The organism is Paenibacillus sp. EKM212P (genome assembly GCF_011066115.1).
Taxonomy (GTDB): Bacteria; Bacillota; Bacilli; order Paenibacillales; family Paenibacillaceae; genus Paenibacillus; species Paenibacillus polymyxa_B.
This window is the reverse complement of sequence record NZ_JAAMNR010000009.1, coordinates 134,187-156,768: the sequence shown is the minus strand read 5'-3', so window position 1 is coordinate 156,768 and position 22,582 is coordinate 134,187. Positions and strand designations below refer to the sequence as shown.

Below are 22,582 nucleotides of genomic sequence, written 5' to 3'. Positions count from 1 at the left end.
TAGATCCTGTAGATACGCTAGCCTAAATCGACAGTTTTTTCTCCAGCAGATACGCGCTCAAGCGGATTAATACATACGCAACAATCCAACTCATCAACACCGCAATCGGGAAATGCCAGGTAAATGGAAACCATTGTCCTGTTTGAGCATGGTCAAACTGCTCATAAAGCCCCTGATCGCCCGACCAATAAAAGACACTCCCGCCACCCATCAAAAGAATCCACAGTATCGGGTTAAGCGGCCGCAAGGTGCTGTATTTGGTACTGGCCGTCAATAGACCCAGCGCAATAACCAACGGTGTGAAGGCGATAATCATCACAAACCAGTTCAATCCGGCTACAATAAAAGACGCTGCATCCGCAAACGTATAAGGCTGTATGGTTGATGAGATGAACAACGCGTACAGAGAACCCACCACAAACAAAAGCGATATTACGACCATGGTTTGTAAAATAGCCGCAATCCATTTGGCGCTAATCAGCCATATGCGCGGATAGGGAAGGGTCAGCCACCATCCGTAGGTGTCATTTTCCCATTCTCTTCTCAAACTTCCCACACCCATAAAAATGATCATGTACGGCAGGCCCAGGGTGACATACCACAGCCTTGTCAATTCGAGCTGGTTGTGAAGTGCGAAGTACAAGGAAATAGCGAACGCCGCAATTAGAAATAATGAGAAATACACGAGTCTCCACGATCTCGGTAGTCGATTGCGACTTTGCTTTCTCCAGCTTCCTTTATTTCGAAATTCATGGCGTATCAAATCTTTGAACAGCCCTGATGAATTCACGCCTTCCACTCCTTTTTGTACAAATTGCGGAACACCTGATTCAGCGAGCCATGCTCTGCACGCAGATCATCCGAATCACCAGACCATATGATCCGTCCGCGGTCCATCATGACCGTGTAGTCAAACAAGCCTTCCACTTCCTGAATATCATGCGTGCTAATGAGTATCGACTGCTGCCGCCCCTCCAAATAATCAATAATCCCGGCTACAATGGCCTCTCTGGAGAGGACATCAATACCCGCAAACGGCTCATCTAGGATCATGAGTGGAACCTCACGTGCCAGACATAAAATCAGTAGCACACGTGCCTCCTGTCCGCGACTCAGCCCAGTCATTTTAAGTTCCAGCTCGACGTCCATATGATCAGCAAGTTTATACGCATCTTTTATATTGAAACCAGGCAAAAAAGACTTCCCCCATTCCAGCGTCTGCTGAACTGTATGATGGGGGTACCAGCGTGCCCGGTCAGGAAGATAGGATATATCCCGGTTGGTTTCCCAACCAGGCTGTCGGCCCAACACCTGAAGCTCGCCCCCATCTGGCTGAATCAATCCGGTGATTGCTCGAAAGAAGCTGGACTTCCCACAGCCATTGGGTCCAAGCACGCCTACAATACGTCCTGCCGGAATGATGACATCTAATTGATCCAGTGCTTTTTTACTGCCGTATTGCTTCACCAGATGATTCGCAACCACAACAGACTCCGTCATGCCTTATCGCCTCCTTCCTTGCCATTTCCGTCCTGTTTGCTTCGTATATACTGCTGTACATCTTCCCACGATAACCCCAGGCTACTCATCTGTCCGAGAAACTGATCTATATATGTTATAGCCAATTGTTCCCGAAAGCTGGCAATCCGTTCACCGGACGAAGTAACATAAGTGCCTAACCCGCGCCGCTTCTCAGTCAATCCGTCCCGCTCCAGCTCCTGATATGCCCGCATCACGGTATTCGGATTCATGCGTAATTCCTGCGCTAAATCACGAACAGATGGCATTTTGCTTCCCATTTCGATCTCCCCTTTAGCAATGGAGCTTCGTACTTGATTTAATATTTGTTCATATAATGGCTGGCTAAAGTCAATTAAAAATCGGAACGAGCCAACCCGTTGTTCTTCCATGGGTGTTTCCCCCTAATCGGCTGCATCTATCGTGCCTGTAGTGTATTATATCACTTAATACACATAATACAAGTTTATTTTAGCTGAAATTTTAGTCATGCCACCCAAATTTCATTCAGTAAATGCTCAGCTTGCGCTCAGATAGCATTCAAGTTGATCCCTTATGATGTATCACGTACCAAACAAACCACAACCGAAAGGTGGAAAATGAAGATGAAGAGCACCAAGAAAGCAATTTTGGCTGGAACGATGGCCTTGGCATTTTTAGGAGGCGGGGCACTGTACTCCACAAGCGCAGCCCATGCTGCTTCAACTACACCTGAGAAGGCTCCCATCGCAGACAAAGCACAGGCACCTAAGGGGAATCCCGGCGATGCTAATGGCCCTAAAATCGCAGGAGGTAACTATGCTGAGAACAAAGCTCTCCTGAAATTATTGAAATTATCCTCCAGTCAGTTGGATACACAGTTGAAAGCAGGTAAATCCCTTGCTACGATCGCCAAAGCACAGGGCGTGAGCGTAAATTCCGTTATTGATGTAATGGTTTCAGATATGAAAGTGAAACTGGCTACGGAAAAACAAAACGGCAAGATTACGGCAACCGACTATAACCAACGTGTCTCTAATCTGAAGCAAATGATGACAGATATGGTGAATGGCGTGAAACCATCCAAACCACCAGTAGATGGCGGTAAAGCGGATGCAGGTAAAGCTCCTACTCAAGGAGATGCAGCCAAGGCTCCTGCTAAAACCAATGCAGCTAAAGCCTCTGCTAAGCAGAAATAGCCACAACTTCCGTTTTCCAAAAGCTGTAGCTTGTATAATAGATCTCCATCCGGCTTCCCTGTACGGATAGAGAAATCAATTAGGCCTGTCCCCTGCTGCGATACAACAGAAGGAGACAGGCTTATTTGTCATGTAAACAAGATAATATGTGGTAGACTAACATGATCCAGAGGTCATTTTTCACTCTAATTCATAATAAGGAGAATGTAATGAAAATAAATAAACAGGAATTTGATGTGCAAGGAATACACTATACGATCAGATCAGCCATAATTCAAGATGCGAAGAATTTGTCTGAAATCCGCTTGCTGATTGATGGAGAAACTGAAAATTTAGATAGAGAGAAGGGAGAAGCGTTTATAAGTACATCCGGTTTTGAACAGCTCATTGAATCAGATACAGAGAATAACAGAAACCTATTTTTAGTTGCGGTAGTTCATGAAAAAATCGTCGGATTTTCAAGATGTGAGGGCCATGTTCTGAGCAGATTCTCTCATAAAGTTGAATTCGGCGTATGTGTACTAAAGGATTTTTGGGGTTACGGGATCGGGACGAATCTTTTAAAAAAATCTATTTCCTGGGCTGACTCCAATGGCATCAAGAAAATAACTCTACAAGTTTTGGAAACGAATGATAAAGCCATTGAGCTTTATAAAAAACATGGATTTGAAATCGAAGGGTTATTAAAAAACGATAAGGTTCTTTCAGATGGCAAATACTACAACACCATAATCATGGGGAGATTTCATAAATAAAAAAAAGACCCTGTTCAACAGGATCTTTCATCTTTGCATCGCCACACATCCCCTAGTAGCGATAATCATCATAAGGATTGCGATTACGATACTGATCACGCGGCTGCTGGGCTGCGGTAATCATCAAAAATATGCCTGAGAGCAAATGCATCAACCAGCCCACAATCGGAATCCATCCAATAACCGAGGTCACGATCCCTAAAATAGATCCATAATAAGACTCTCTATTCGTCACCGATAGCACCAACGTAACAATGTGGAAAATCAGCATAAAGAACAATATAGTATACGCGGAATTTACGATGAGCAGCCCGCCCAAAACAGGAATAGCTAAAAATAGCTCCAATCCGCCTGTAATCCATTTTAATGTTTTTGATGGTGTCATTGTTCCACTCTCCCGATGCTGTTTCATTCCATAATTATATCCTATCCCTATACAGGATGACATACATTTTTTTACATATTATATGCTTATATCGTGACAGACTCATCCCTTTTTCGAATGAGCTAAGCCCTGGCTACATATATGTGAGAGAGAATGAAATGACGTGATTTCTAGAGGGGTGAACACGATGGGATATTATATTGAGGTGGAACGCGGCGTGAAGCTGTATGTCGAGGATATTGGAGAAGGCATCCCTGTTCTGATGGTGCACGGCTGGCCGCTGGATCACCGAATGTACGAATACCAGGTCGCCTTGTTGCCTGCTTACGGGTATCGCTGTATTCAGGTTGATCTTAGGGGGTTCGGCAAGTCTGATCGACCATGGCATGGATACAATTATGATCGATTGGCGGACGATCTGCTGGCTGTGATGCAGGCACTTCAGTTAAACCAGGTACGGCTGATCGGTTTTTCCATGGGGGGAGCTGTGGCTACACGCTACATGAGCAGGCACCGGGGATTTGGCGTCAATCAGTTGATCTTGATCGGAGCAGCTACGCCTCGATTCACCCCAACCAGCGACTTTCCTTATGGTACTCCTGTCACAGAGGTAGATAAACTCATTAAACAAGCCTATACAGATCGTCCACAACTGGTAACTTCTTTTGGCGAAATGTTGTTTGCCAATCCCGTCAGCCAGAGCTTACGCGACTGGTTACGTGATCAGGGCTTTGCGGCTTCAGTTCATAGCATGGCTTGTACTTTGTATTCACTACGTGACTCTGATTTGCGCCCTGATTTGCCATGTATACACGTGCCTACTTGGATTCTACACGGCAAGCTGGATCGGGTCTGTCCTTTCCCCCTGGCTGTCCAAACTCAAAAAGGAATTGCCGGATCAAAGCTTATTCCTTTCGAACGTAGCGGCCACGGTGTATTTTACGAAGCGCTACCTGAATTTAATTCTATCTTACTGAGCATACTAGCCCCATCCTCCACACCATAATTGAAAGCCTGTTCATTCTTATGTATAATTTATATTTATAAAAAACAAAAAGACGCCTCAGCGCCGTTAATGGCTATGGGGCATCTTTCACTACAAACATTAATCCGCTTAGGATTGTTTGGTATGATTGAAGCTCGTATTATTTAAAACAGCCAGCTTTTTCTCGCCCTTCACCATGGCAGAACCGCAAATGGGGCATGTCGGCTCGACAGAAAAAGCGAAGTTATCCCGCATCCAGCCGTTACATGTATCGCTGGCGCAATTCCAGACAGTTGTAATTTCCTCAGGAATCTCATCCATTGGCTTTTTCCGTGAATTGTACATAAACATCCCTCTTTCTTCATGATTTATAAAGCGATAAGATGTAATCAGTTCAAAAACGGTCTTGTGAACAGATAAAAACAAATGCCCCAAACGCTATGTTCGGGGCATCTGAAATAGGCTGTAATTTTAAATTACAGTTTTACAACGTTCTCAGCTTGTGGTCCACGGTTTCCTTCAACTACGTTGAATTCTACGCGTTGGCCTTCGTCCAAAGATTTGAAACCTTCGCCTTGGATTGCGGAGAAATGTACGAATACGTCGCTTCCACCTTCAACCTCGATGAAACCGAAACCTTTTTCTGCGTTAAACCATTTAACTGTACCTGTTTGCATGGAATTACCTCCAAAATGTATTTATATGACCTTTATTTTTTACAAATAAAAATTCACATATTGCACAAGGTTATTTCAACCTAAAACAATAGCCCTCTACAATATGCGAATCTCAGGTCACAATCTCAATATACTCATATTACCATAAGTGTATTGAAAACGCAAGCACTGGTGAATTTAATTTATGCAGAGTGCTTATGTTCTCTATTGCTGCTTCAAAGCTGTGTTCATTCGGCGGGAGTGAGTCATTAACGCCTACTTAAAACATTATATCCGCAGTTGCTTCCTATTATACCAGCAATCAAGAAATAAATATACAAAACATTGTGCAGGAGACGAACTTCTTACTAAAAGCTCATCTCCTGCGTTTATTTGCTCATTTTAGTTCATTTGAATTACAACCCCGCCAGCGCTTTAATTTCCTCTGCTGTCAGCGCTTTGTTATACAATTGAACTTCATCCAGGCTGCCATTGAAGTAAGCATCGGCGGCAAAACGGCTTTTGCCGAGATAAGCCTCGCTCGTCAGCAACTCATCGGGATTGAAGGTAATGCTGTCATTAACAGCTACTTCCTCACCATTTACATACAGCTTTCCTGTATTCCCTTCCAGTGTAACCGCTACATGCGTCCACTGGTTTAGAGGTAATGATGATTTGGAAAGCAAGCTTTGGTCCGTACCCTCATGGATTGTAAACTGGAGTACACCGCTTCCTTGGGAAGGGGTAAGAAACATATGCCGGGCTTGGCCGTTGCCGAAGTCAAAAATCCGTTGCCAAGCTGCACCGCCCTTCCAGTTCACCCAAGCGGAAAAGGTAAAATCCTTCGCATCTGTTACTGTATTTGGCAGTTGCACGTAACCATCCTTACCGTTGAGGACAAGCGCACCACCAAGCTTCCCGTCTTTATCCCATGCTGCCCCACCATAGGTCTTACCATCGAATTGATTGTATGTGCTGTCGACAACCGAAGTTCCTTGATCCTCACTCCACGAATAGCGTGCGAGCTGAGGACCTCGGGCCTGCCCGGGAACAATGGCTGTAAAGTTTTTCTTAGCTGTGGCTTTGTCCTTTTTGATGGTCGCCGTCAATGTAACTGTTACAGGCTGAGAACCGGCTTCTGGACGGTATACTTCACCTGTCACAGAAATATTCTCCGGGTGGGTGGACTCCCATGAAATAGTGGTATCTTGTGCTGCTTGAGTAGGTAGCGTCAGATTATAAAGAACATTGCTCGTATCGCCCAGGCTCAGATCCTTCTGCACAGCAGCTACAATCTTGCTGGCCTTCAGGTCAGGCTTTAGCGAACCCCATACCGCAACACCCTTGGAGGACAACGCGGTAAAAGCAAGCGTCTTGGCACCTGTGTCTGGATCATGGTGCCGCAGGAATACACCTTTGTACTTCGTGCCCTCTGCTGTAATTTCCAGCTGATTGCCTGCCCCCAACTTCCAAGTACCGTTCACTTCACCAGACAGTTTGCCGCCGCTATCCAGACTGACGTTAACGGCTTGCTTAATATTTGCCGAAATTTCCTTCCCGTGATTTACATACGAATATTGACCGAGGACATCCTTTTCTGACAGCTCTTTCAGTGAATCCTCATCTCCCGAATAACGATAAGGAGCAACCACAGGCCAACCGTCAGCGTTCATGAACATTTCATGTACCCGCACTTCATACTGTTCGCCTCTCCCCGGGAAACGGGAATGGAAAATGACAAAATGCTTTTTCGTCTTAGGATCATAATAAGCCGAGTTGTGTCCGGGCGACACATAACCTGCACCTAGTCCAGTACCCGGATCACCAATTTCTCTTGGAATCAGGTAATTACCTATCAGTTTGACACCGTATGGTTCAATGGAAGCGTCATCAAAAAGTGGTTTATCCGGATTTGCCTTGACCTTGATCATATCATTGCCTTCAGCATCGTAGAAAGGGCCATCCGGTGTTTTGGACCGAGCCACCCGCAAGTTGTATCCGCCATCCGCTGACAATCCACCATAGGACAGGAACAAGTAATAGTAGTCCGTTTGCGGACTGTATTGTATGTACGGCCCTTCCATACGAGCATGGTTACCGCCTGTCAGCTTTTTCCCGTAGCCTTGGCCAGGGAGCGGCTTCCCTGTTTTTTCATCCATCTGCATAATGAAGATGCCTCCTGAGTAGGAGCCATATACCATCCAAAGCTTGCCGTTCTTATCATAAAAGGTGTCCGGGTCCACGGCATTCGGATGCTTGGTTGCGTCATAGATCGTCCCATCCTCACTCGGTTGGTCCCACATACCGGATTTTAGAAAAATGCCTTTATTCTTATAAGGCCCTTCAATTTTATCAGCAACTGCTAGGCCCATTGCTGAACGCGGAGAGTCACCCTTGCAAGCGTTATAATACATATAGAACTTGCCATCTGCCAGTTGAATGACATCTGCTGCCCACAGCGTGTCTGTCTGCGCCCAATCCAGTGCTTCCTTTAATTCTTCTTTGACATTAGGAATCAATGCATTACCATTCGCCACTCCTGTAGCAATCGTATCCCAATTCATGAGGTCTTTGGACTTGGCAGCCGCCAGATGTGAGCCAAAAATGTAAAATGTGTCTTTCACTTTCAGAATGGATGGATCATGTACGGAAGTCTCCTTGAAAGAGACAGCCTTTTTACTTTGAATTGAAAAGTTTTCTAGGTCTTGAGCTTGAAGGGAAGTTTGCCCTACATTTTGAATTCCATCTGTATCTGAATTGAGTGTTTGCTCCGCGCCTACCAAAGAAGCAGGCAACAACAGCGCGCCTGCCAGTGAAGCTGCCGTTATTTTACGAACGAATGTTTGCTTCATAAATCAATCTCCTCTCATTTTGAACATCCCTGATAACATAAAACAATATTGAGAAAGCGGTCAGGATTATGTTTGTATTAACTTCTTCAGCCTCAAAATTAAAGTTGCTCATCCCTCCTGTTTTTAATTAAAGCGCTTTCAATTGATTTGAAAAACAAAATCACCTTCGGTTAAGAAGGACGATTCAGACCTGGCGGCTAACCGTACCTCTATATTATTCAAATAATATGGAAAATTCAATATGTAATTTTATGTTTTTATAAATTATTCATCGAATTATTAACATTAATAAATGTATTGCGTAAATTTCTAGTTTAAAGTTATAATTTTACAAGTAAAATTCTATATGTTTCCTGCCGATATACCTACAAGGACAACTTTACGGATACTGTAAAGCAACTTTTAGATTTTATAAGGAGGTGAAAAATATATGCAATGGTATTTAAATGCATTAAAAAACTATGTAGGATTTCAAGGTAGAGCAAGACGTACAGAGTATTGGATGTTTATCCTATTTAGTGTAATCGTTAGCTTTGTAATCAGTCTGATCGATAGTCTTGTTGGCTTATCACCGATATTGACTTACATTTATTCTTTGGCTGTCCTGCTGCCATCCTTGGCCGTCCTGGCCCGTAGACTGCATGATACAGGCAGAAGCGGATGGTGGATTCTAATCGCTCTGATTCCTCTGGTAGGGTCAATTATTTTGATTGTATTCACATGCCAAGACAGTCAGCCTAACGACAATAAATATGGGAAAAACCCTAAATTGTAATGGTTGTAGATGTCTAAAACCTCTTTCACTTTTGTGAAGGAGGTTTTTTTCATATCCGCATCTCCCCCATCGAAATTTCAGCAGTAAGTTTATCTAGAGCCCCCGGCGTCCATACTGGATTAAAAAGTATCCTCAAAGAGAGGGAGAACGTGCATGCGTTTTCGGAAAAGAACCCCCCCTAACAAAATTAAAAAGCCGCCAGTCCAGCACAGCGAAAGTAAGTCTGAGCATTCAGGAGAGCAGCTCAGTGCGAATATCGGAAGCAATCTTCAGCAAATCAGACAAGCACTCGGTAACAGCACTGACATCATCATAAGAGAAATTCGTATCGGCAAGGATGGTGACCAGCTCATTGCAATCCTCTATACGGACGGTTTGGCGGACAAAAATATAGTCTCCGACTTCATTATGGAATCGATGATGCTGGATAGTAGCTTGTCCAGAGACGTAGAGTGCAGGCTCCAGAACTCCTCTAGTGTCATGCAAGTATTGAAAGATTATGCCCTAACCATCGGAAGCATCCGGGAGATTATCGACTTTGAAACCTTATATAATGCGCTGTTGTCCGGGGATGCTGTCATTTTGATTGACGGTGAAACACAGGGAATAGTAGCCAGCGCACGTGGATGGAAGGATCGCGGGGTCACCGAGCCTGCCTCGGAAAATGTCGTCCGTGGGCCGCGGGAAGGATTTTCTGAGACGCTGCGCACGAATACGGCCTTAATTCGGCGTAAGATTAAAGATCCGAATTTGTGGCTGGAAACCCAACAAATCGGTCGTGTTACCCAGACCGAAGTCGCTGTCATGTATATCAAGGGGATCGTGAACCCAAAATTGGTCGAGGAAGTGCATGAGCGATTGAATCGCATTGATGTGGACAGTATTCTCGAAAGCGGGTATATCGAGGAATTAATCCAAGACGAAACTTTTACGCCTTTTCCGACAGTATACAACTCCGAACGCCCGGACGTGATCGCCGCCGAGCTGTTGGAAGGAAAAATCGCGATCCTGGTGGATGGAACCCCGTTTGTGCTTGTCGTGCCTGCGCTGTTTGTTTCCTTCCTGCATGCCGCGGAGGATTATTATCAGCGTGCAGACATTAGCAGCTTCATCCGGGTTCTTCGTTACACCGGAGTTTTTATCTCCCTGCTCGGTCCGTCCTTATATGTTGCCATCACTACGTTTCATCAGGAAATGCTGCCGACCTCACTGTTGATCGGTCTAGCGGCACAGCGGGAGGCTGTTCCCTTCCCTGCCTTTATTGAAGCACTCATGATGGAACTGACTTTTGAAATATTGCGGGAAGCTGGCGTTCGTATGCCGAAGTACATCGGGGCAGCCGTCTCTATCGTGGGCACACTCGTCATCGGACAAGCTGCCGTCGAGGCGGGCATCATATCTGCTGCGATGGTTATTGTCGTATCGATTACCGCGATTTCCAGCTTTGTACTTCCTGCCTATAATATGTCCATCGCTTTTCGTATGCTGCGGTTCCCCTTGATGGGACTTGCTGCCTCATTTGGGCTGTTCGGGATTATCGTTGGAGGCATTGCCCTGATCCTGCATATGTGCAGCCTTCGTTCGTTCGGCGTCCCCTATATGACTCCTTTTGCACCTCTAATACCGACGGACACCAAAGATACCATATTTCGACTCCCTCACTGGATGATGATTTCACGTCCCCGGTTAGTCGATCAGAAGAATGTCAAACGTCGAAACAGCACTCCGCCCCGAAAATCAAGGGAATAGAAGAAAAGAGAAACCGTCGGAAAGGAGTGGATAATCATGAAGCGGAAGAAAGCGATTCTGTTCCTGATTCTTGCACTCGTTTTACTTCTGACGGGCTGTTGGAATCGCAGGGAGTTGAATGAGCTCGCCATCGCCGTTGGTATGGGGATTGATAAACAAGGAGATCAGTTCCGGGTCTCTCTCCAAGTGGTGGACCCTGGAAAAGCATCGGCCAAAAAAGGAGCAGGCGGCGGTGCTCCAGCCACCTTGTATACAGAAGAAGCGGATACCATATCTGAAGCGATCCGAAAAATAACAACGATTAGCCCCCGGAGAATGTATTTTTCTCATCTGCGTATATGTGTAATCGGTGAGTCGATGGCTACCGAAGGAATGGCGAAAGCTTTAGATTTACTCTCTCGATATCATCAGTTCCGAACCGATTTTTATATTGTAGTGTCCAAGGGCACTAGTGCGGAGGATACATTAAAAATTATGACACCTTTAGATCCGATTCCCGCAAATGACCTTTTCTCCTCTCTGGAAACATCACAGAAAAATTGGTCGCCCACTACGACAGTAACTTTGGATGAATTGGTATCAGCACTCACCAGTGAAGGAATGCAGCCTGTCTTGACAGGACTCCGGATCGTTGGCAATAAAGAAATGGGAGAAACCAGCGGCAATGTGCAAGAGATCGCCCCATCCGCCCGATTACAGTATTCCGGACTTGCTGTATTTAGAAAAGACCGATTAATCGGTTGGTTAAATGAAACTGAAAGTAGAGGCTACAACTTCATCCTCGGCAAAGTGCAGAGCTCTGTCGGCTTTGTGGCTTGTCCAGGAGGCGGCAAAGTCGTCTCGGAAATCATTCGAACCCAAACTGCTATAAAAGGGAGCGTTTATAGGGGGGAGCCTCAGATCAATATTAAAATGCAGGTTGAGGCCAACGTGGGAGAAGTTGAATGTTATGACCTGGACCTGACCCAGGTGGGGACGATTTATGACCTTGAGAACAAAGAGGAAGAAAAGATAGAAGAGATTATGAACTTGGCTGTCAGAAAAGCTCAAAAATCATACAAAGCTGATATTTTCGGATTCGGTGAAGCCATTCACCGTGCTGACCCGAGAACCTGGAAATCCATTAAAAAAAATTGGGATTATGAATACTTTACAGAATTACCTGTACATATCAAGGTGGATTTCAAGATTCGGCGCTTAGGTACGATTGGCAGCTCATTTTTGAATGATATTAAGGAGTAAAATCCCTTACCCTACAAAAGAAGGTGTTTTCCAAGATGCTGTCTCATATGGTGAACGTTTTGGGTATATTACTGATCGCTGCTGCAATCAGCTTGGTCGAGGTCCCCTACATGTGGAAAAAGGGATTAAAAAAAGAACTTTGGTTATTTTCCATCCTTCTCTTTGTTGCGGTCGGAATCAGCTGCGCCAAGGCATTACACTGGCTTATTCCTACTCCCCTGGATTGGATAACAGCCGTATATAGGCCATTTAGCGATTTCCTGACCCATATCGGTCTAATCAGATAAGATGAGGTGAACATTGGTGCCCGGACAGATTAAAATTTCAGCACGCCAAATTATGATATTAACAACTTTATTTACGGTCGGGAGTGCAATCCTCATCATCCCTTCAGGCATGGCATCGGTAGCCAAACAAGATGCGTGGATTGCCGCGCTCGTTGGAGTCGGGGCAGGGCTCCTTATCTTGTATATGTACAGCAAGATTGCATCTCTGTATCCAGATATGACCCTGATTGGGATTATGGAAACCCTGCTCGGAAAATGGTTAGGCAAAGCCGCCGGTCTTCTGTTTTTCATCACACTATTCATCAATGCCCCTGCACCCGTTTTATTTTATATAGGGAATTTTATGACTACTCAAATGATACCGGAAACACCGATTCTAGCGGTAAATATTCTCTTTGCGCTTATTGTAGTATTAGCTGCTCGACTGGGTCTCGAAGTGCTGGTCCGTTCGGCTGAACTGCTATTTCCGTTATTTACTCTGCTTTATATTTCTTTTGTAGGTTTAGTGGTGTCCAATATTAAGCTGGAAAATGTTCAACCTGTATTGGAGGCGGGAGTTGGACCTATTTGGCCTGCTGCCCTGTCCTTTTGTAGCACTGTGTTTATACCTCATATTATTTTTCTCATGATCTTCCCGGATTCTATAAATCGTTCCGATCAAACTCGTAAAGCCTTTTTCCTAGGCAGCCTGATTGGCGGATTGATGTTGGTCGTGGTGGTTGCATTGGCAATTTTGGTATTAGGTCCTGAATTAACGGCAAGAAATATATATCCTAGCTATGCGTTAGCCAAAAAAATTAGCATCGGCAATTTTCTACAGCGCATCGAAGCAATTATGGCTACTATGTGGTTTATTTCGCTCTTCTTTAGAATTACGCTGTATATGCACACCACGGTGACAGCAATAGCCCAAATCTTCCGTTTGAAAGAAGACCGACAATTGGTGCTTCCTCTCGGAATGATTTTAGTCGTCATGTCCATCATCGTATATCCCAATGTCCCTTATCAACAAACCTATGATACAAAGACGTGGGTTCCTTATGCACTATCCATCGGGTTGTTGTTCCCCTTCCTGCTGCTCTGTATTCATGGGATACGAACAATGTGGTCAAAGAAAAGGGCAGAATCCAAAGGGTAAACCTATCCATTATTCGCATCCGTGAATTTTTTTTGGCTTTACCTGTTTACATCCTCCTCTTTTAGTTTATTTTAAACGAGTATTAAGCTGGCGCTAAGATTGGGTGTGTATGATGTATATTAGAATCTGGTAACTACATAAGCCGGATCGGCTAAAGGCATAAACATTACTCCCGTTGGATATCCATATAAGGCTCCACCTTGTCAGAAATTGAATGAAACACAAAGGAGATTTACACTTATGAATCGAAAACGAATGTTGGTCATCTGTACACTGTTGCTGGCGTTATCTATTGGGCAGTCTTCTACTTGGGGAAGTCGGGCTAATGCTGCTACACTGGCTCCAGAGAGAGCCCCTCAGGTACAGGATAATGAAGCTTCCAAGGATGATAAGCTTTTGGAAACACTGGGCGCATCCTCGGATGAGCAATTGTATGAAGCGTTATATAACGGTCAAACCTTGGCAGATATTGCACAAACCAATAAAAAGGACGCACAGGCTGTTGTTGATTTACAGGTAGCTCAGTTAACGGAGCAGTTGGATCAACGACTGGCCAATAAGAGCATTACGCCTGAGCAATACCAAGCCCATAAGGCAGAATTGACACAGGTCGTTGCTAAAAGTGTGTTCGGGCTGTAAGTTAGTGACATGACAGAATGTGAAAAAGGCGCTGAACCCCTGGGGGCCAGCGCCTTTTGGCTTGTCTATATTTTGTTGTAAATTACACTTGATATACTCGGATCAAGTTAGTGGTGCCCGCCTCGGCGACAGGAACACCTGCTGACAGGACTACAGTATCGCCTTTATGGATATATCCTGCATTCAGCGCGTTACGGATGGAGGATTCGAACATTTCATCCGTTGTTGCTACTTTATCCCCCTTGATCGGGAATACGCCGGACAACAGGCAGATTTTAGCGAATACCGTATTATTCGGAGTAACCGCAATAATAGGTGCCTTCGGACGATATTTGGATACCATACGTGCCGTGAATCCGCTGGCAGTCGATGTAATAATTGCTTTCGCATCCAGCTCCAGGGACGAACTCACTGCACCCTGACTAATCACTTCGGTAATGTTGGTGCTTTGACGTGCTCTGCGCTTATCGAACTGCTCCTGATAATCGAATTGCGATTCTGCTCTGGCAGCTACAGCGGCCATGGTCCGTACAGACTCGACAGGATATTTACCCGCAGCTGATTCGCCCGACAGCATAACAACATCGGCTCCTTGCATAACGGCATTAAACACGTCACTAACTTCGGCTCTCGTCGGACGCGGGTTCACCTGCATGGATTCCAGCATGTGGGTAGCTACGATAACGGGCTTGCCGACCAGATTACACTTGTCGATCATTTCTTTTTGCATCACAGGCACATCTTGAATCGGCACTTCGACACCCAGATCGCCACGGGCTACCATAATGCCATCGGAAGCTTCGATAATATCATCCAGGTTTTCCATGCCTTCAGCATTTTCAATTTTGGAATAGATTTGTACATGCTCAGCATGATGTCCCTTCAAAATCTCACGGATTTCACGGATATCGTCGCCTTTACGCACAAAAGAAGCCGCAATAAGCTCAACACGCTGCTCCACCCCAAATTGGATGTGCCTCACATCTCGCTCCGTCACGCCTGGAAGGGTCGTATGAATCCCTGGCAGGTTTACACCTTTTCTCGGCTTCAAAATACCGCCGCTTACAATATTACAAATCATTTCCGTACCTTCGATGGAGGTTACAGTCAGATCAACCAAACCGTCGTCAATGAGAATGCGGTCGCCTGGTTTGATGTCCTTCGGCATATCCGGGTAATTCACTGAAATACGATGCTCGTCCCCTAGAATCTCTTCTGTGGTCAGAATGAGCTGGCTACCTGGTTTCAGCAGACAAGATGCCTCTCTCAGCTTGCCAATCCGTATTTCCGGTCCTTTAATATCCATCATGACAGGTATAAAGGTATTCATTTCCTTCGCAGCCTGACGCACATTTTCGATACGTTTAACGTGATCTTCCAGCTCACCGTGAGCCATATTCAAGCGGGCTACAGTCATACCAGCCTGGATCATTTCTTTTAACAAATGAATGGAGTCACAGGCAGGTCCCATAGTACAAATAATTTTCGTTTTAAGCATAGTAATGTCATCCTCCTGAATGTCTTTACTGTATGGTTTTCTATTCCACTTTGCTTCTCTATCTACATTAAACTTATATAGCTCTATTCTACCTGTACCCGTGCACCAAGACTATGAACTATAGTATGATGAATGTACTACAGTATAACGAAAGTTGAAGACTTCGGGGAGTGAGTTTCGTGATTACATTGATGGATATACGGCAGGATAACGGTGTGGACTGGTATGAAAAGGCTGGTGCAAATAGCGACAACGATGACTTACTGTTCATTTTGGTCACCTTTGGCAAATGTGTATATTGGGTGAACGATTGCAAATTCATTCTCGGTAAGGGTGAAACACTGCTTTTACCCGGTCATCTGGATTACTATGGCAAGAGCATTCCTACGCTTTTTCATACCAAGTATGTGATACATTGCCGCAAAACATGTACGAACAGCACACTTCCCATCCTGAATACTGACAAGCCGTTGTTGATCAAACCTGGATGCTACGATATGCTGCATGAACGGATTAAATCGATGTACTATCAATGGACTGAACACCCAAGCTACTACACCATGATGGCTGACTGTTTGCTGACCGAGGCAATGATATATATGAATCAGGAATGGGACAAAGGCGCCATTTCTTGCGATCGAGAACGACATGTGGAACATATGAAACAGTATATCCAGAACCACTACCGGGAAAAGGTAACCAAGGAGGAGCTTGGCGACGCCATCCGTAAAACCCCCAATTATGCCGCGACGCTGCTGCGTGAGGTAACACGCCAAACGATCAGCGAGCATGTACATACGCAACGCATTAAAACCGCCATCTACATGCTGACCGAGTCCCGGCTAACGATTCGTGAAATTTCGGAGTATGTGGGATATAGTGATGTGTCCTATTTCCATCGAATTTTCAAACGGTTGACAGGCTGCTCGCCGTCCGAATTTCTGGATGAACGTTCCTCAATCGTATAGGTGTGTCTTCAAGCTATAAATAAAGACTAATTATTAGTGAAATAAAGTTGTGGGAAGACAATAAAAACACGATCTTGGTGCATCTTCAGAAAGAGAACGCTCACTTAGCCATTCACGCCTAGATACAATGTGGTTGCGACTCGTTTTCCTACAAGGAGCCGTCGGGCAAAATGCTCTTTAACAATATTGAACGTCTAATATCATGCAATTTAATCACGATCTGGTTGGCTTGAGTTTGGGAATATACTCTAAATAAAAAAGAACGCTCATTTTTATGAGCGTTCCAGGAAAAATCAGTTTTTCCCATCTTTTTTTTCGTAAACAAAATTATTCACGATAACTTGCTTTGTCTCAGCTGTTATCTGCTCTTGATTATCCCGATTTGCAACTTCATCACTTGGATACTCATTCGGAACTTCGACAGGGAGAAAATCCCCATGTTTTGAGTGTAAAATTTCCGCTGGTGAAGAAAACACTTTTTCATTTATTTCCTTCTTTTTTTCAGGCGTTAGCCAGTCAGGCTCATTGTTAGTTTTGGTTTGAAGCGTACTACTGTCTGCAAAAGTCTGACTTTTGATGACGGCAACCGCCCCTCCGACAACGACAGTTAGACTTAAGACAATAACAACCGTTCTGAATCGCTTGTTCACTCTCACTCCTCCCTTCTAAAAGTAATCTAGTTAAAAAAATTAATAGCCAATGAATCCATTTCCAGAAATAGTGTAGTCATTTAAATTATTTACTAATATTTGATATGTCCCAGGTCCTGGTGCTTTGATTTCAAACTTTGTATTTGTGCCTGTATATCTTCCGGAAACCAAGTGAACCTTGCCCAAATAATCTTTATTCACAAGTGTATAACCTACATCGGGTTGTGACCAAGAACTATCATCTCCCCACTGCACCACATTTATAGGCATAGTTATTGCATAATCAACATAAAACTTATCAGTCCAATATCCATCGTGCTTAGCAAGGTGGTCAAATGCCCAAGATGTCAGGGCCATGGGAGAAATCTTCTCGATTGATTGAGTTTTATCGCTTTCGCTTTTTACAATTACTGACTCTAGTGGTACTGCATTTGTTATAGCTTCATTATACTCTTCAAGCGTCAAACCGCTCAAGAGCGTATCAGAATTAACAATTGAAGAATACGGCGGGAATAAGGACTGGTTAGAAGAGTCTTTAGCAGATGAGGATGAATCTGCATAAGAACTTGAAGGATTCAGCCCGATTGCTACCAACATAACAACTAGCATAGTTACAAGAAATTTTTTCACAAATAACTGCCTCCCAATGCTAAATTTTAACAACTATTGTATAATAGCACAATCAACCTCCCTTGAATATATATCTTTTGAAATTTTTACATTAATGTTACATTTTTTTGAATATTCGAGATTCTGATGATACAATACATTCAATTCCACACATAAGCAAATACCCAAACTATCAGTTGTTGGCCAAGCATATAGGGGTCATCTGTTTAACTTATAAAATTATCAAACAGGAGATGAAGAATAAAAATTGGGTACAATCTTATATCAATAATTAGATGATGCAGCACTACTGCATTGCAATAAAAGGCCTAAATTGCGAATAACCATCCATGCTTAATGGAAAAATGGTCGCTCCACTTGGAACCCTGCTCTAGCAGTCCTTTTTGATTAGGGACCAAGAGCGTTCCATATAGAACGACCATCATATTTATAATTACGCGTATAAATCTGCGTGTATTCGCATTACTTGGGTGATATTAATTAGAAGAACCCGCTGTTTTGACCTCTTCCAACATTTTATCGTTGTAGCCAAACATCCAGGTCAGGACAAAAGCTACAACCATAGCAGCCAAGTTCGCCAAAATATAAAGCGGAAGCTGATGATTCATGTAGAGCAACGTGCCTGGAATGACCGTAACTGCCATACCTGTAGCCGCCAAATGGAAGACCGAAGCGATAAAACCGCCAACCGCCCCACCGATGAGGCCCATGACAAAAGGCTTCATATATCTCAGGTTGACCCCGAAAATAGCCGGCTCCGTAATCCCCAGAAAAGCAGACAACGAGGAAGGAAGTGCCAACGCTTTCAGCTTGCTATTCTTCGTTTTCAGTCCAACCGCCAGACAGGCAGCACCTTGAGCAGCCATAGCGCAGGTAATGATGGCGTTAAAGGCGTTTACGCCGTTCTTTTCAAGCAGTTGAATTTCCAAGAAATTAAATATATGATGCACACCTGTAACGACGATAATCTGATGCAAGAAACCGATGACAATCCCTGCAATACCGAAAGGCAAATCCAGCACAAACGTTGTTCCGTGCAGCACCCATTCTTCGAGTGAATGGAAAATCGGACCAATGGCAAACAATCCCAAAGTGATCATGATCAACAGTGTTAAAAACGGTGTGAGAATCAGATCTAGCGCTTCAGGCACCCGTTTGCGCAGCGCTCGCTCCAGCTTGGCTCCGATCAAGCCCACGAAGAAAGCTGGCAATACCGAGCCTTGATAGCCCACTACAGGAATGAACCCGAACATCGTCAACGGATGGGCTGAGCCGTCCGCAACACTATAAGCGTTGGGCAAGGCCGGGTTTACCAGCATCAGACCGAGAACGATACCCAGCACTGGACTACCGCCGAATACTCTAAAGGCTGACCATGCGACTAACGCTGGCAGAAAAGCAAAGGCCGTATCCGTTAATACTTGTGTGTATAATAGAAAATTGGGTGAAATGTCCTGTGGCGTCATGCCGAGTAGAGCGAGAATTTGCGGCTGAGTGAGCAAGCCACGTAGCCCCATGAACAGCCCCGTAGCAACCAGCACAGGAATAATGGGTACAAACACATCGCCAAAGGTACGAATGGAGCGTTGGAAGACGTTACCTTCCTTTTTCGCCTGACTCTTCACCTCTTCTTTAGATGAACCGGTCACGCCAAGCTTTTCGACCTCTTCAAAAATTCGATTTACCGTACCTGTACCAAAAATAATCTGATATTGCCCGGAATTGAAGAAAGCACCCTTGACCTTGTCGATCTCCTCAACTTTTTTCTGATCAATCTTCTCCTTGTCATGCACCATAATCCGCAAGCGCGTCGCACAATGAGCAAAAGATGCAATATTTTCTTGCCCACCGATTGCCTGGATCACTTCTTTAGCTATTTCTCTGTTTTCCGCCATGATGTTCATCCTCTCGTTCATCCCGTTATGTTTGATGATTAACGAACCACTTGATGTTTTAGCCTACTCATGTAAAATCCCATTTTACCGCCTGGAAGAGAGCCTCTCCCTTGTCGGCAAAAAAGCGTATTTCGTCACTCTCTGGATGCGGAAAAATACGACTGGTGAACACCTCTTCCCCATCGTTGACGAAAATCTCAACTGAAGACGCATCTACAAACAAATGTAGTTTGATATGATCTTTATCCCATGGACACTGCCGTACCTCACCATACGAAGTGGCTACAGGCTCACCCGATTGCGAACGGTCCAATACAAGTTTGCGACTGACGGCATTATATTTAATCACCGTCTTCTCAGTCTCACTCGCACGGAATTCAATACCAAACACCTTAGCGCTCAAAAGATCTACCTCACAGATCAGCTCATAGGCCGTACCTGTAAATCCTTCATAGGTTTTGCTCTCTGAAAATAACGTGTCAGCTACCCGATCCTCACGATTTCTACGCAGCGTAGTCAGCTCAGGGATCGGCCGCTGCAAGAGTTTGCCCTCATGAAGCGTAAGCTCCCTTGGTAATGTCAGACAATGAGCCCATCCGTTCGGATCTGTGGGATATTCGATATCCGGCAGGCCCATCCATGCCACCATAATACGCCGCCCCTGTGGGTCAATCATCGTCTGTGGCGCATAGAAGTCAAAGCCTCTATCGAGCTCGTGGAATGCACCGTGCTCCAGCGTTCTTGTTTCGGTATCCAACGGCTTGCCGATTACGTAGCCCGATTGATAAATATTGCGATTTTCATCCCCAGAAGGCTCCAAGCCCTGAGGAGAAAAGATCAAGACTCCCGCTTCGTTCAGTTCAAAATAATCCGGACATTCCCACATGTAGCCAAACGACTCCAGGCCTGTGCACAATTCTCCCTCAAACTCCCACGTACGAAGGTCGGTTGATCGGTAGAGGACGGCACAGCCTGTTAAATTCGTTCTCTGGGCACCAATCACACAGTAAAAGCTATCGCCGTCTTTCCATAGCTTGGGATCACGAAAATGGTCTGTATACCCTTCTGGCACATTGGAAATAACGGGGTGCTCCCATTTAGTAATGTGACCATTCTCGTCCATAACAGCCATGCATTGATAAGGATGTCTGATCCAGTCTTCATCTCGTGCATTTCCCGTATACAGCATATATAACTTGCCCTCATGCTCCAGTGCGCTGCCCGAATAAGCCCCATGTGAATCAAAATAATCCCCAGGTGCGATGCCAATACCCGCACTATTCCATGTGACCAAATCATTGGATTTCAGGTGATACCAATATTTCATCCCGTGATCCGTTCCGAGCGGAAACCACTGATAAAATAAGTGGTATTCACCTTGGTAATATGAAAAGCCATTGGGGTCATTGAGCAAACCTGTCGGTGGTTGGATATGAAATGCCTGCCGCCAGTGACATTGCTCCACTTTCTCCTCCAAGCCGGCTATTTCACCGGGCTCTGCCTGCTCGATCATTCGATACTTTTGTTCTCTTGTCATTTTCATAGTTGTACCTCATTTTTATTAAAACTTCGCTTCGGGAACCGGTTCCAAATTAATGAAAAAAATATTTGATCGGAACCGGTTCCTATACGATTAAAAAAATGCTATCTATGGATTTGCAACCGATTCCATTTGTGCCCGAATGCTATGGAACCGGTTTCGTAGAAATTATAATCCACTTGTTCAGCGTTTGTCAACGCTTTCTCTTTCGATAAGAGAATAATTCATGACCGTCACTTTTTCTACCGATTTATGTTCTACCAGCCGCATAATATTTTGCGCTGCTACACGTCCAGCCTCCATATACGGATATTGAACGGTTGTCAGGGCAGGGTGAATGACCTCCGTAATATCGTATCCCCCAAAGCCAGTTACCGACAAATCCAACGGGATAGCAATCCCTCTGGAATAAGCCGCATTGATTACGCCCAGCGCGATATTATCTGTAGCACACACCATTAACGTTGGCTTGAAATGGTCCAAAATGGCGGATGCAGCAATCCGTGCATCGGACATTTTAAATCCGGTCTCATAGTATCTGATATCATACCCTGCTGCTCGCATCGCATCGTCCGTATGAGACTCAGCAGGCAATGCATCGCGAACAGCCTGCCTAAAGCCCTCCTTGCGCTGCACACCGACGGCAACATCCTTTTCAGTAACACCAACGTAGGCAATTTCGCGGTGTCCCTGTGACAAAACGTACGTGCCGATATCATATCCTGCACGATAGTCATCATGGATAAGACTATGAAGCTGCTCGTGCTGCTGGCCCACCAGCAACACCGGAATACCAATGTCACGAATCGCGGCCAGATGGTCGTCTGTAATTTGAGCAGCCAGCAAAATGATGCCCGAAATCTTTTGTCTTCCCAGCTCATAAATGGCTTCGATTTCACGCTGTACATCCTGGCTCGTATTAGAGATCAGCATCTGATAATGCTGAGAACGCAGTTCCTCATCAATCCCCATCAGCGTATGAGATGTCGCAAAAGAATCCAGACGCGGCACAACGGTGCCGATGATGTTGGTCCGCTTCGCCTTAAGACTCTGGGCAAAGGCATTGGGCACATAGCCCGTGGCTTTAACCACTTTTTCAATTTTTCGTTTCGTATCCACGCTGACAGACCCGCCGTTCAAAAAACGGGATACCGTGCTCTTGGATACGCCAGCCATTTGGGCTATATCTGCAATCGTCTTATTCATGAAGTCCCCCGGTGATTTTTCGTATTCACAAGCTTC

Annotated in this window: 23 protein-coding genes; 10 read left to right on the top strand and 13 right to left on the bottom strand. The window is 44.8% G+C overall.

The window, feature by feature from the left end:
- Positions 1–22: 22 nt before the first annotated feature.
- From G9G54_RS22010 to G9G54_RS22000, 3 genes are read right to left on the bottom strand one after another with little or no spacing between them, the layout of a single operon-like run.
- Positions 23–790, bottom strand: a complete 768-nt coding sequence (locus tag G9G54_RS22010) for an ABC-2 transporter permease (protein WP_061830719.1) — start codon at positions 788–790, stop codon at positions 23–25.
- Positions 787–1,500 (bottom strand): ABC transporter ATP-binding protein, encoded by a 714-nt coding sequence (locus tag G9G54_RS22005; RefSeq protein ID WP_165179611.1) that lies wholly within the window; start codon positions 1,498–1,500, stop codon positions 787–789. Before G9G54_RS22005 ends, G9G54_RS22010 begins: the two co-directional genes overlap by 4 nt.
- A complete protein-coding gene (locus G9G54_RS22000; protein ID WP_061830723.1) occupies positions 1,497–1,910 on the bottom strand; it encodes a GntR family transcriptional regulator in 414 nt (137 codons plus the stop codon). The genes G9G54_RS22005 and G9G54_RS22000 overlap by 4 nt, the downstream gene beginning before the upstream one ends.
- Before the next feature lie 213 nt (positions 1,911–2,123).
- Here G9G54_RS22000 and G9G54_RS21995 point away from each other — a divergent pair, with 213 nt between their 5' ends.
- A complete protein-coding gene (locus tag G9G54_RS21995; RefSeq protein ID WP_165179610.1) occupies positions 2,124–2,696 on the top strand; it encodes a hypothetical protein in 573 nt (190 codons plus the stop codon).
- A 209-nt stretch (positions 2,697–2,905) separates the two neighbouring features.
- On the top strand, positions 2,906–3,451 hold the full coding sequence (locus G9G54_RS21990) for a GNAT family N-acetyltransferase (RefSeq protein ID WP_165179609.1): 546 nt from the start codon (positions 2,906–2,908) through the stop codon (positions 3,449–3,451).
- Positions 3,452–3,503: 52 nt separating this feature from the next.
- On the opposite strand, the gene G9G54_RS21985 is transcribed toward G9G54_RS21990, so the two are convergent.
- A complete protein-coding gene (locus G9G54_RS21985; protein ID WP_061830729.1) occupies positions 3,504–3,836 on the bottom strand; it encodes a hypothetical protein in 333 nt (110 codons plus the stop codon).
- 187 nt (positions 3,837–4,023) lie between these two features.
- On the opposite strand from G9G54_RS21985, the gene G9G54_RS21980 reads away from it, so the two are divergent.
- Entirely contained in the window at positions 4,024–4,842 is an 819-nt protein-coding gene (locus G9G54_RS21980; RefSeq protein ID WP_165179608.1) for an alpha/beta fold hydrolase, read from the top strand.
- A 108-nt stretch (positions 4,843–4,950) separates the two neighbouring features.
- On the opposite strand, the gene G9G54_RS21975 is transcribed toward G9G54_RS21980, so the two are convergent.
- The 3 genes from G9G54_RS21975 to G9G54_RS21965 form a co-directional block, all read right to left on the bottom strand.
- On the bottom strand, positions 4,951–5,166 hold the full coding sequence (locus G9G54_RS21975) for a cold-shock protein (protein WP_013308357.1): 216 nt from the start codon (positions 5,164–5,166) through the stop codon (positions 4,951–4,953).
- 131 nt (positions 5,167–5,297) lie between these two features.
- Positions 5,298–5,498: a cold-shock protein gene (locus G9G54_RS21970; RefSeq protein ID WP_007428290.1), complete on the bottom strand. Its 201-nt coding sequence runs from the start codon at positions 5,496–5,498 to the stop codon at positions 5,298–5,300.
- Positions 5,499–5,893: 395 nt separating this feature from the next.
- Positions 5,894–8,329 (bottom strand): LamG-like jellyroll fold domain-containing protein, encoded by a 2,436-nt coding sequence (locus G9G54_RS21965; protein ID WP_165179607.1) that lies wholly within the window; start codon positions 8,327–8,329, stop codon positions 5,894–5,896.
- Positions 8,330–8,759: 430 nt separating this feature from the next.
- On the opposite strand from G9G54_RS21965, the gene G9G54_RS21960 reads away from it, so the two are divergent.
- The 6 genes from G9G54_RS21960 to G9G54_RS21940 all read left to right on the top strand — a co-directional run bounded on the left by G9G54_RS21960 (position 8,760) and on the right by G9G54_RS21940 (position 14,159).
- Positions 8,760–9,104, top strand: a complete 345-nt coding sequence (locus G9G54_RS21960) for a DUF805 domain-containing protein (protein WP_165179606.1) — start codon at positions 8,760–8,762, stop codon at positions 9,102–9,104.
- A gap of 153 nt (positions 9,105–9,257) precedes the next feature.
- A complete protein-coding gene (locus tag G9G54_RS21955) occupies positions 9,258–10,853 on the top strand; it encodes a spore germination protein (protein WP_165179605.1) in 1,596 nt (531 codons plus the stop codon).
- 36 nt (positions 10,854–10,889) lie between these two features.
- A complete protein-coding gene (locus tag G9G54_RS21950) occupies positions 10,890–12,095 on the top strand; it encodes a Ger(x)C family spore germination protein (RefSeq protein ID WP_165179604.1) in 1,206 nt (401 codons plus the stop codon).
- Positions 12,096–12,130: 35 nt separating this feature from the next.
- On the top strand, positions 12,131–12,382 hold the full coding sequence (locus G9G54_RS25860) for a hypothetical protein (protein ID WP_080683024.1): 252 nt from the start codon (positions 12,131–12,133) through the stop codon (positions 12,380–12,382).
- Positions 12,383–12,398: 16 nt separating this feature from the next.
- Positions 12,399–13,520: a GerAB/ArcD/ProY family transporter gene (locus G9G54_RS21945; RefSeq protein ID WP_165179603.1), complete on the top strand. Its 1,122-nt coding sequence runs from the start codon at positions 12,399–12,401 to the stop codon at positions 13,518–13,520.
- A 240-nt stretch (positions 13,521–13,760) separates the two neighbouring features.
- Entirely contained in the window at positions 13,761–14,159 is a 399-nt protein-coding gene (locus tag G9G54_RS21940; RefSeq protein ID WP_165179602.1) for a hypothetical protein, read from the top strand.
- Between the two features lie 82 nt (positions 14,160–14,241).
- Here G9G54_RS21940 and pyk read toward each other — a convergent pair whose 3' ends face one another.
- Positions 14,242–15,657 carry a pyruvate kinase gene (pyk, locus tag G9G54_RS21935; protein WP_023986598.1) on the bottom strand — a complete coding sequence of 472 codons (1,416 nt, stop codon included), beginning with the start codon at positions 15,655–15,657 and terminating at the stop codon, positions 14,242–14,244.
- A 179-nt stretch (positions 15,658–15,836) separates the two neighbouring features.
- Here pyk and G9G54_RS21930 point away from each other — a divergent pair, with 179 nt between their 5' ends.
- Complete coding sequence (locus G9G54_RS21930) at positions 15,837–16,625, top strand: helix-turn-helix domain-containing protein (RefSeq protein WP_025722577.1); 789 nt, start codon at positions 15,837–15,839, stop codon at positions 16,623–16,625.
- A gap of 293 nt (positions 16,626–16,918) precedes the next feature.
- Here the strand turns inward: G9G54_RS21930 and G9G54_RS21925 are convergent, their stop codons facing one another.
- The 5 genes from G9G54_RS21925 to G9G54_RS21905 all read right to left on the bottom strand — a co-directional run bounded on the left by G9G54_RS21925 (position 16,919) and on the right by G9G54_RS21905 (position 22,546).
- A complete protein-coding gene (locus G9G54_RS21925) occupies positions 16,919–17,275 on the bottom strand; it encodes a hypothetical protein (protein WP_051718046.1) in 357 nt (118 codons plus the stop codon).
- Positions 17,276–17,314: 39 nt separating this feature from the next.
- The gene (locus G9G54_RS25855; protein ID WP_238808316.1) at positions 17,315–17,905 is read right to left on the bottom strand and encodes a hypothetical protein; all 591 of its coding nucleotides are present in this window, start codon (positions 17,903–17,905) and stop codon (positions 17,315–17,317) included.
- Between the two features lie 476 nt (positions 17,906–18,381).
- Positions 18,382–19,800, bottom strand: coding sequence for a sucrose-specific PTS transporter subunit IIBC (locus G9G54_RS21915; protein ID WP_013308350.1), 1,419 nt, complete (start codon positions 19,798–19,800; stop codon positions 18,382–18,384).
- 67 nt (positions 19,801–19,867) lie between these two features.
- Positions 19,868–21,343, bottom strand: a complete 1,476-nt coding sequence (locus G9G54_RS21910; protein ID WP_165179601.1) for a glycoside hydrolase family 32 protein — start codon at positions 21,341–21,343, stop codon at positions 19,868–19,870.
- A gap of 180 nt (positions 21,344–21,523) precedes the next feature.
- A complete protein-coding gene (locus G9G54_RS21905; protein ID WP_165179600.1) occupies positions 21,524–22,546 on the bottom strand; it encodes a LacI family DNA-binding transcriptional regulator in 1,023 nt (340 codons plus the stop codon).
- Positions 22,547–22,582: the final 36 nt, after the last annotated feature.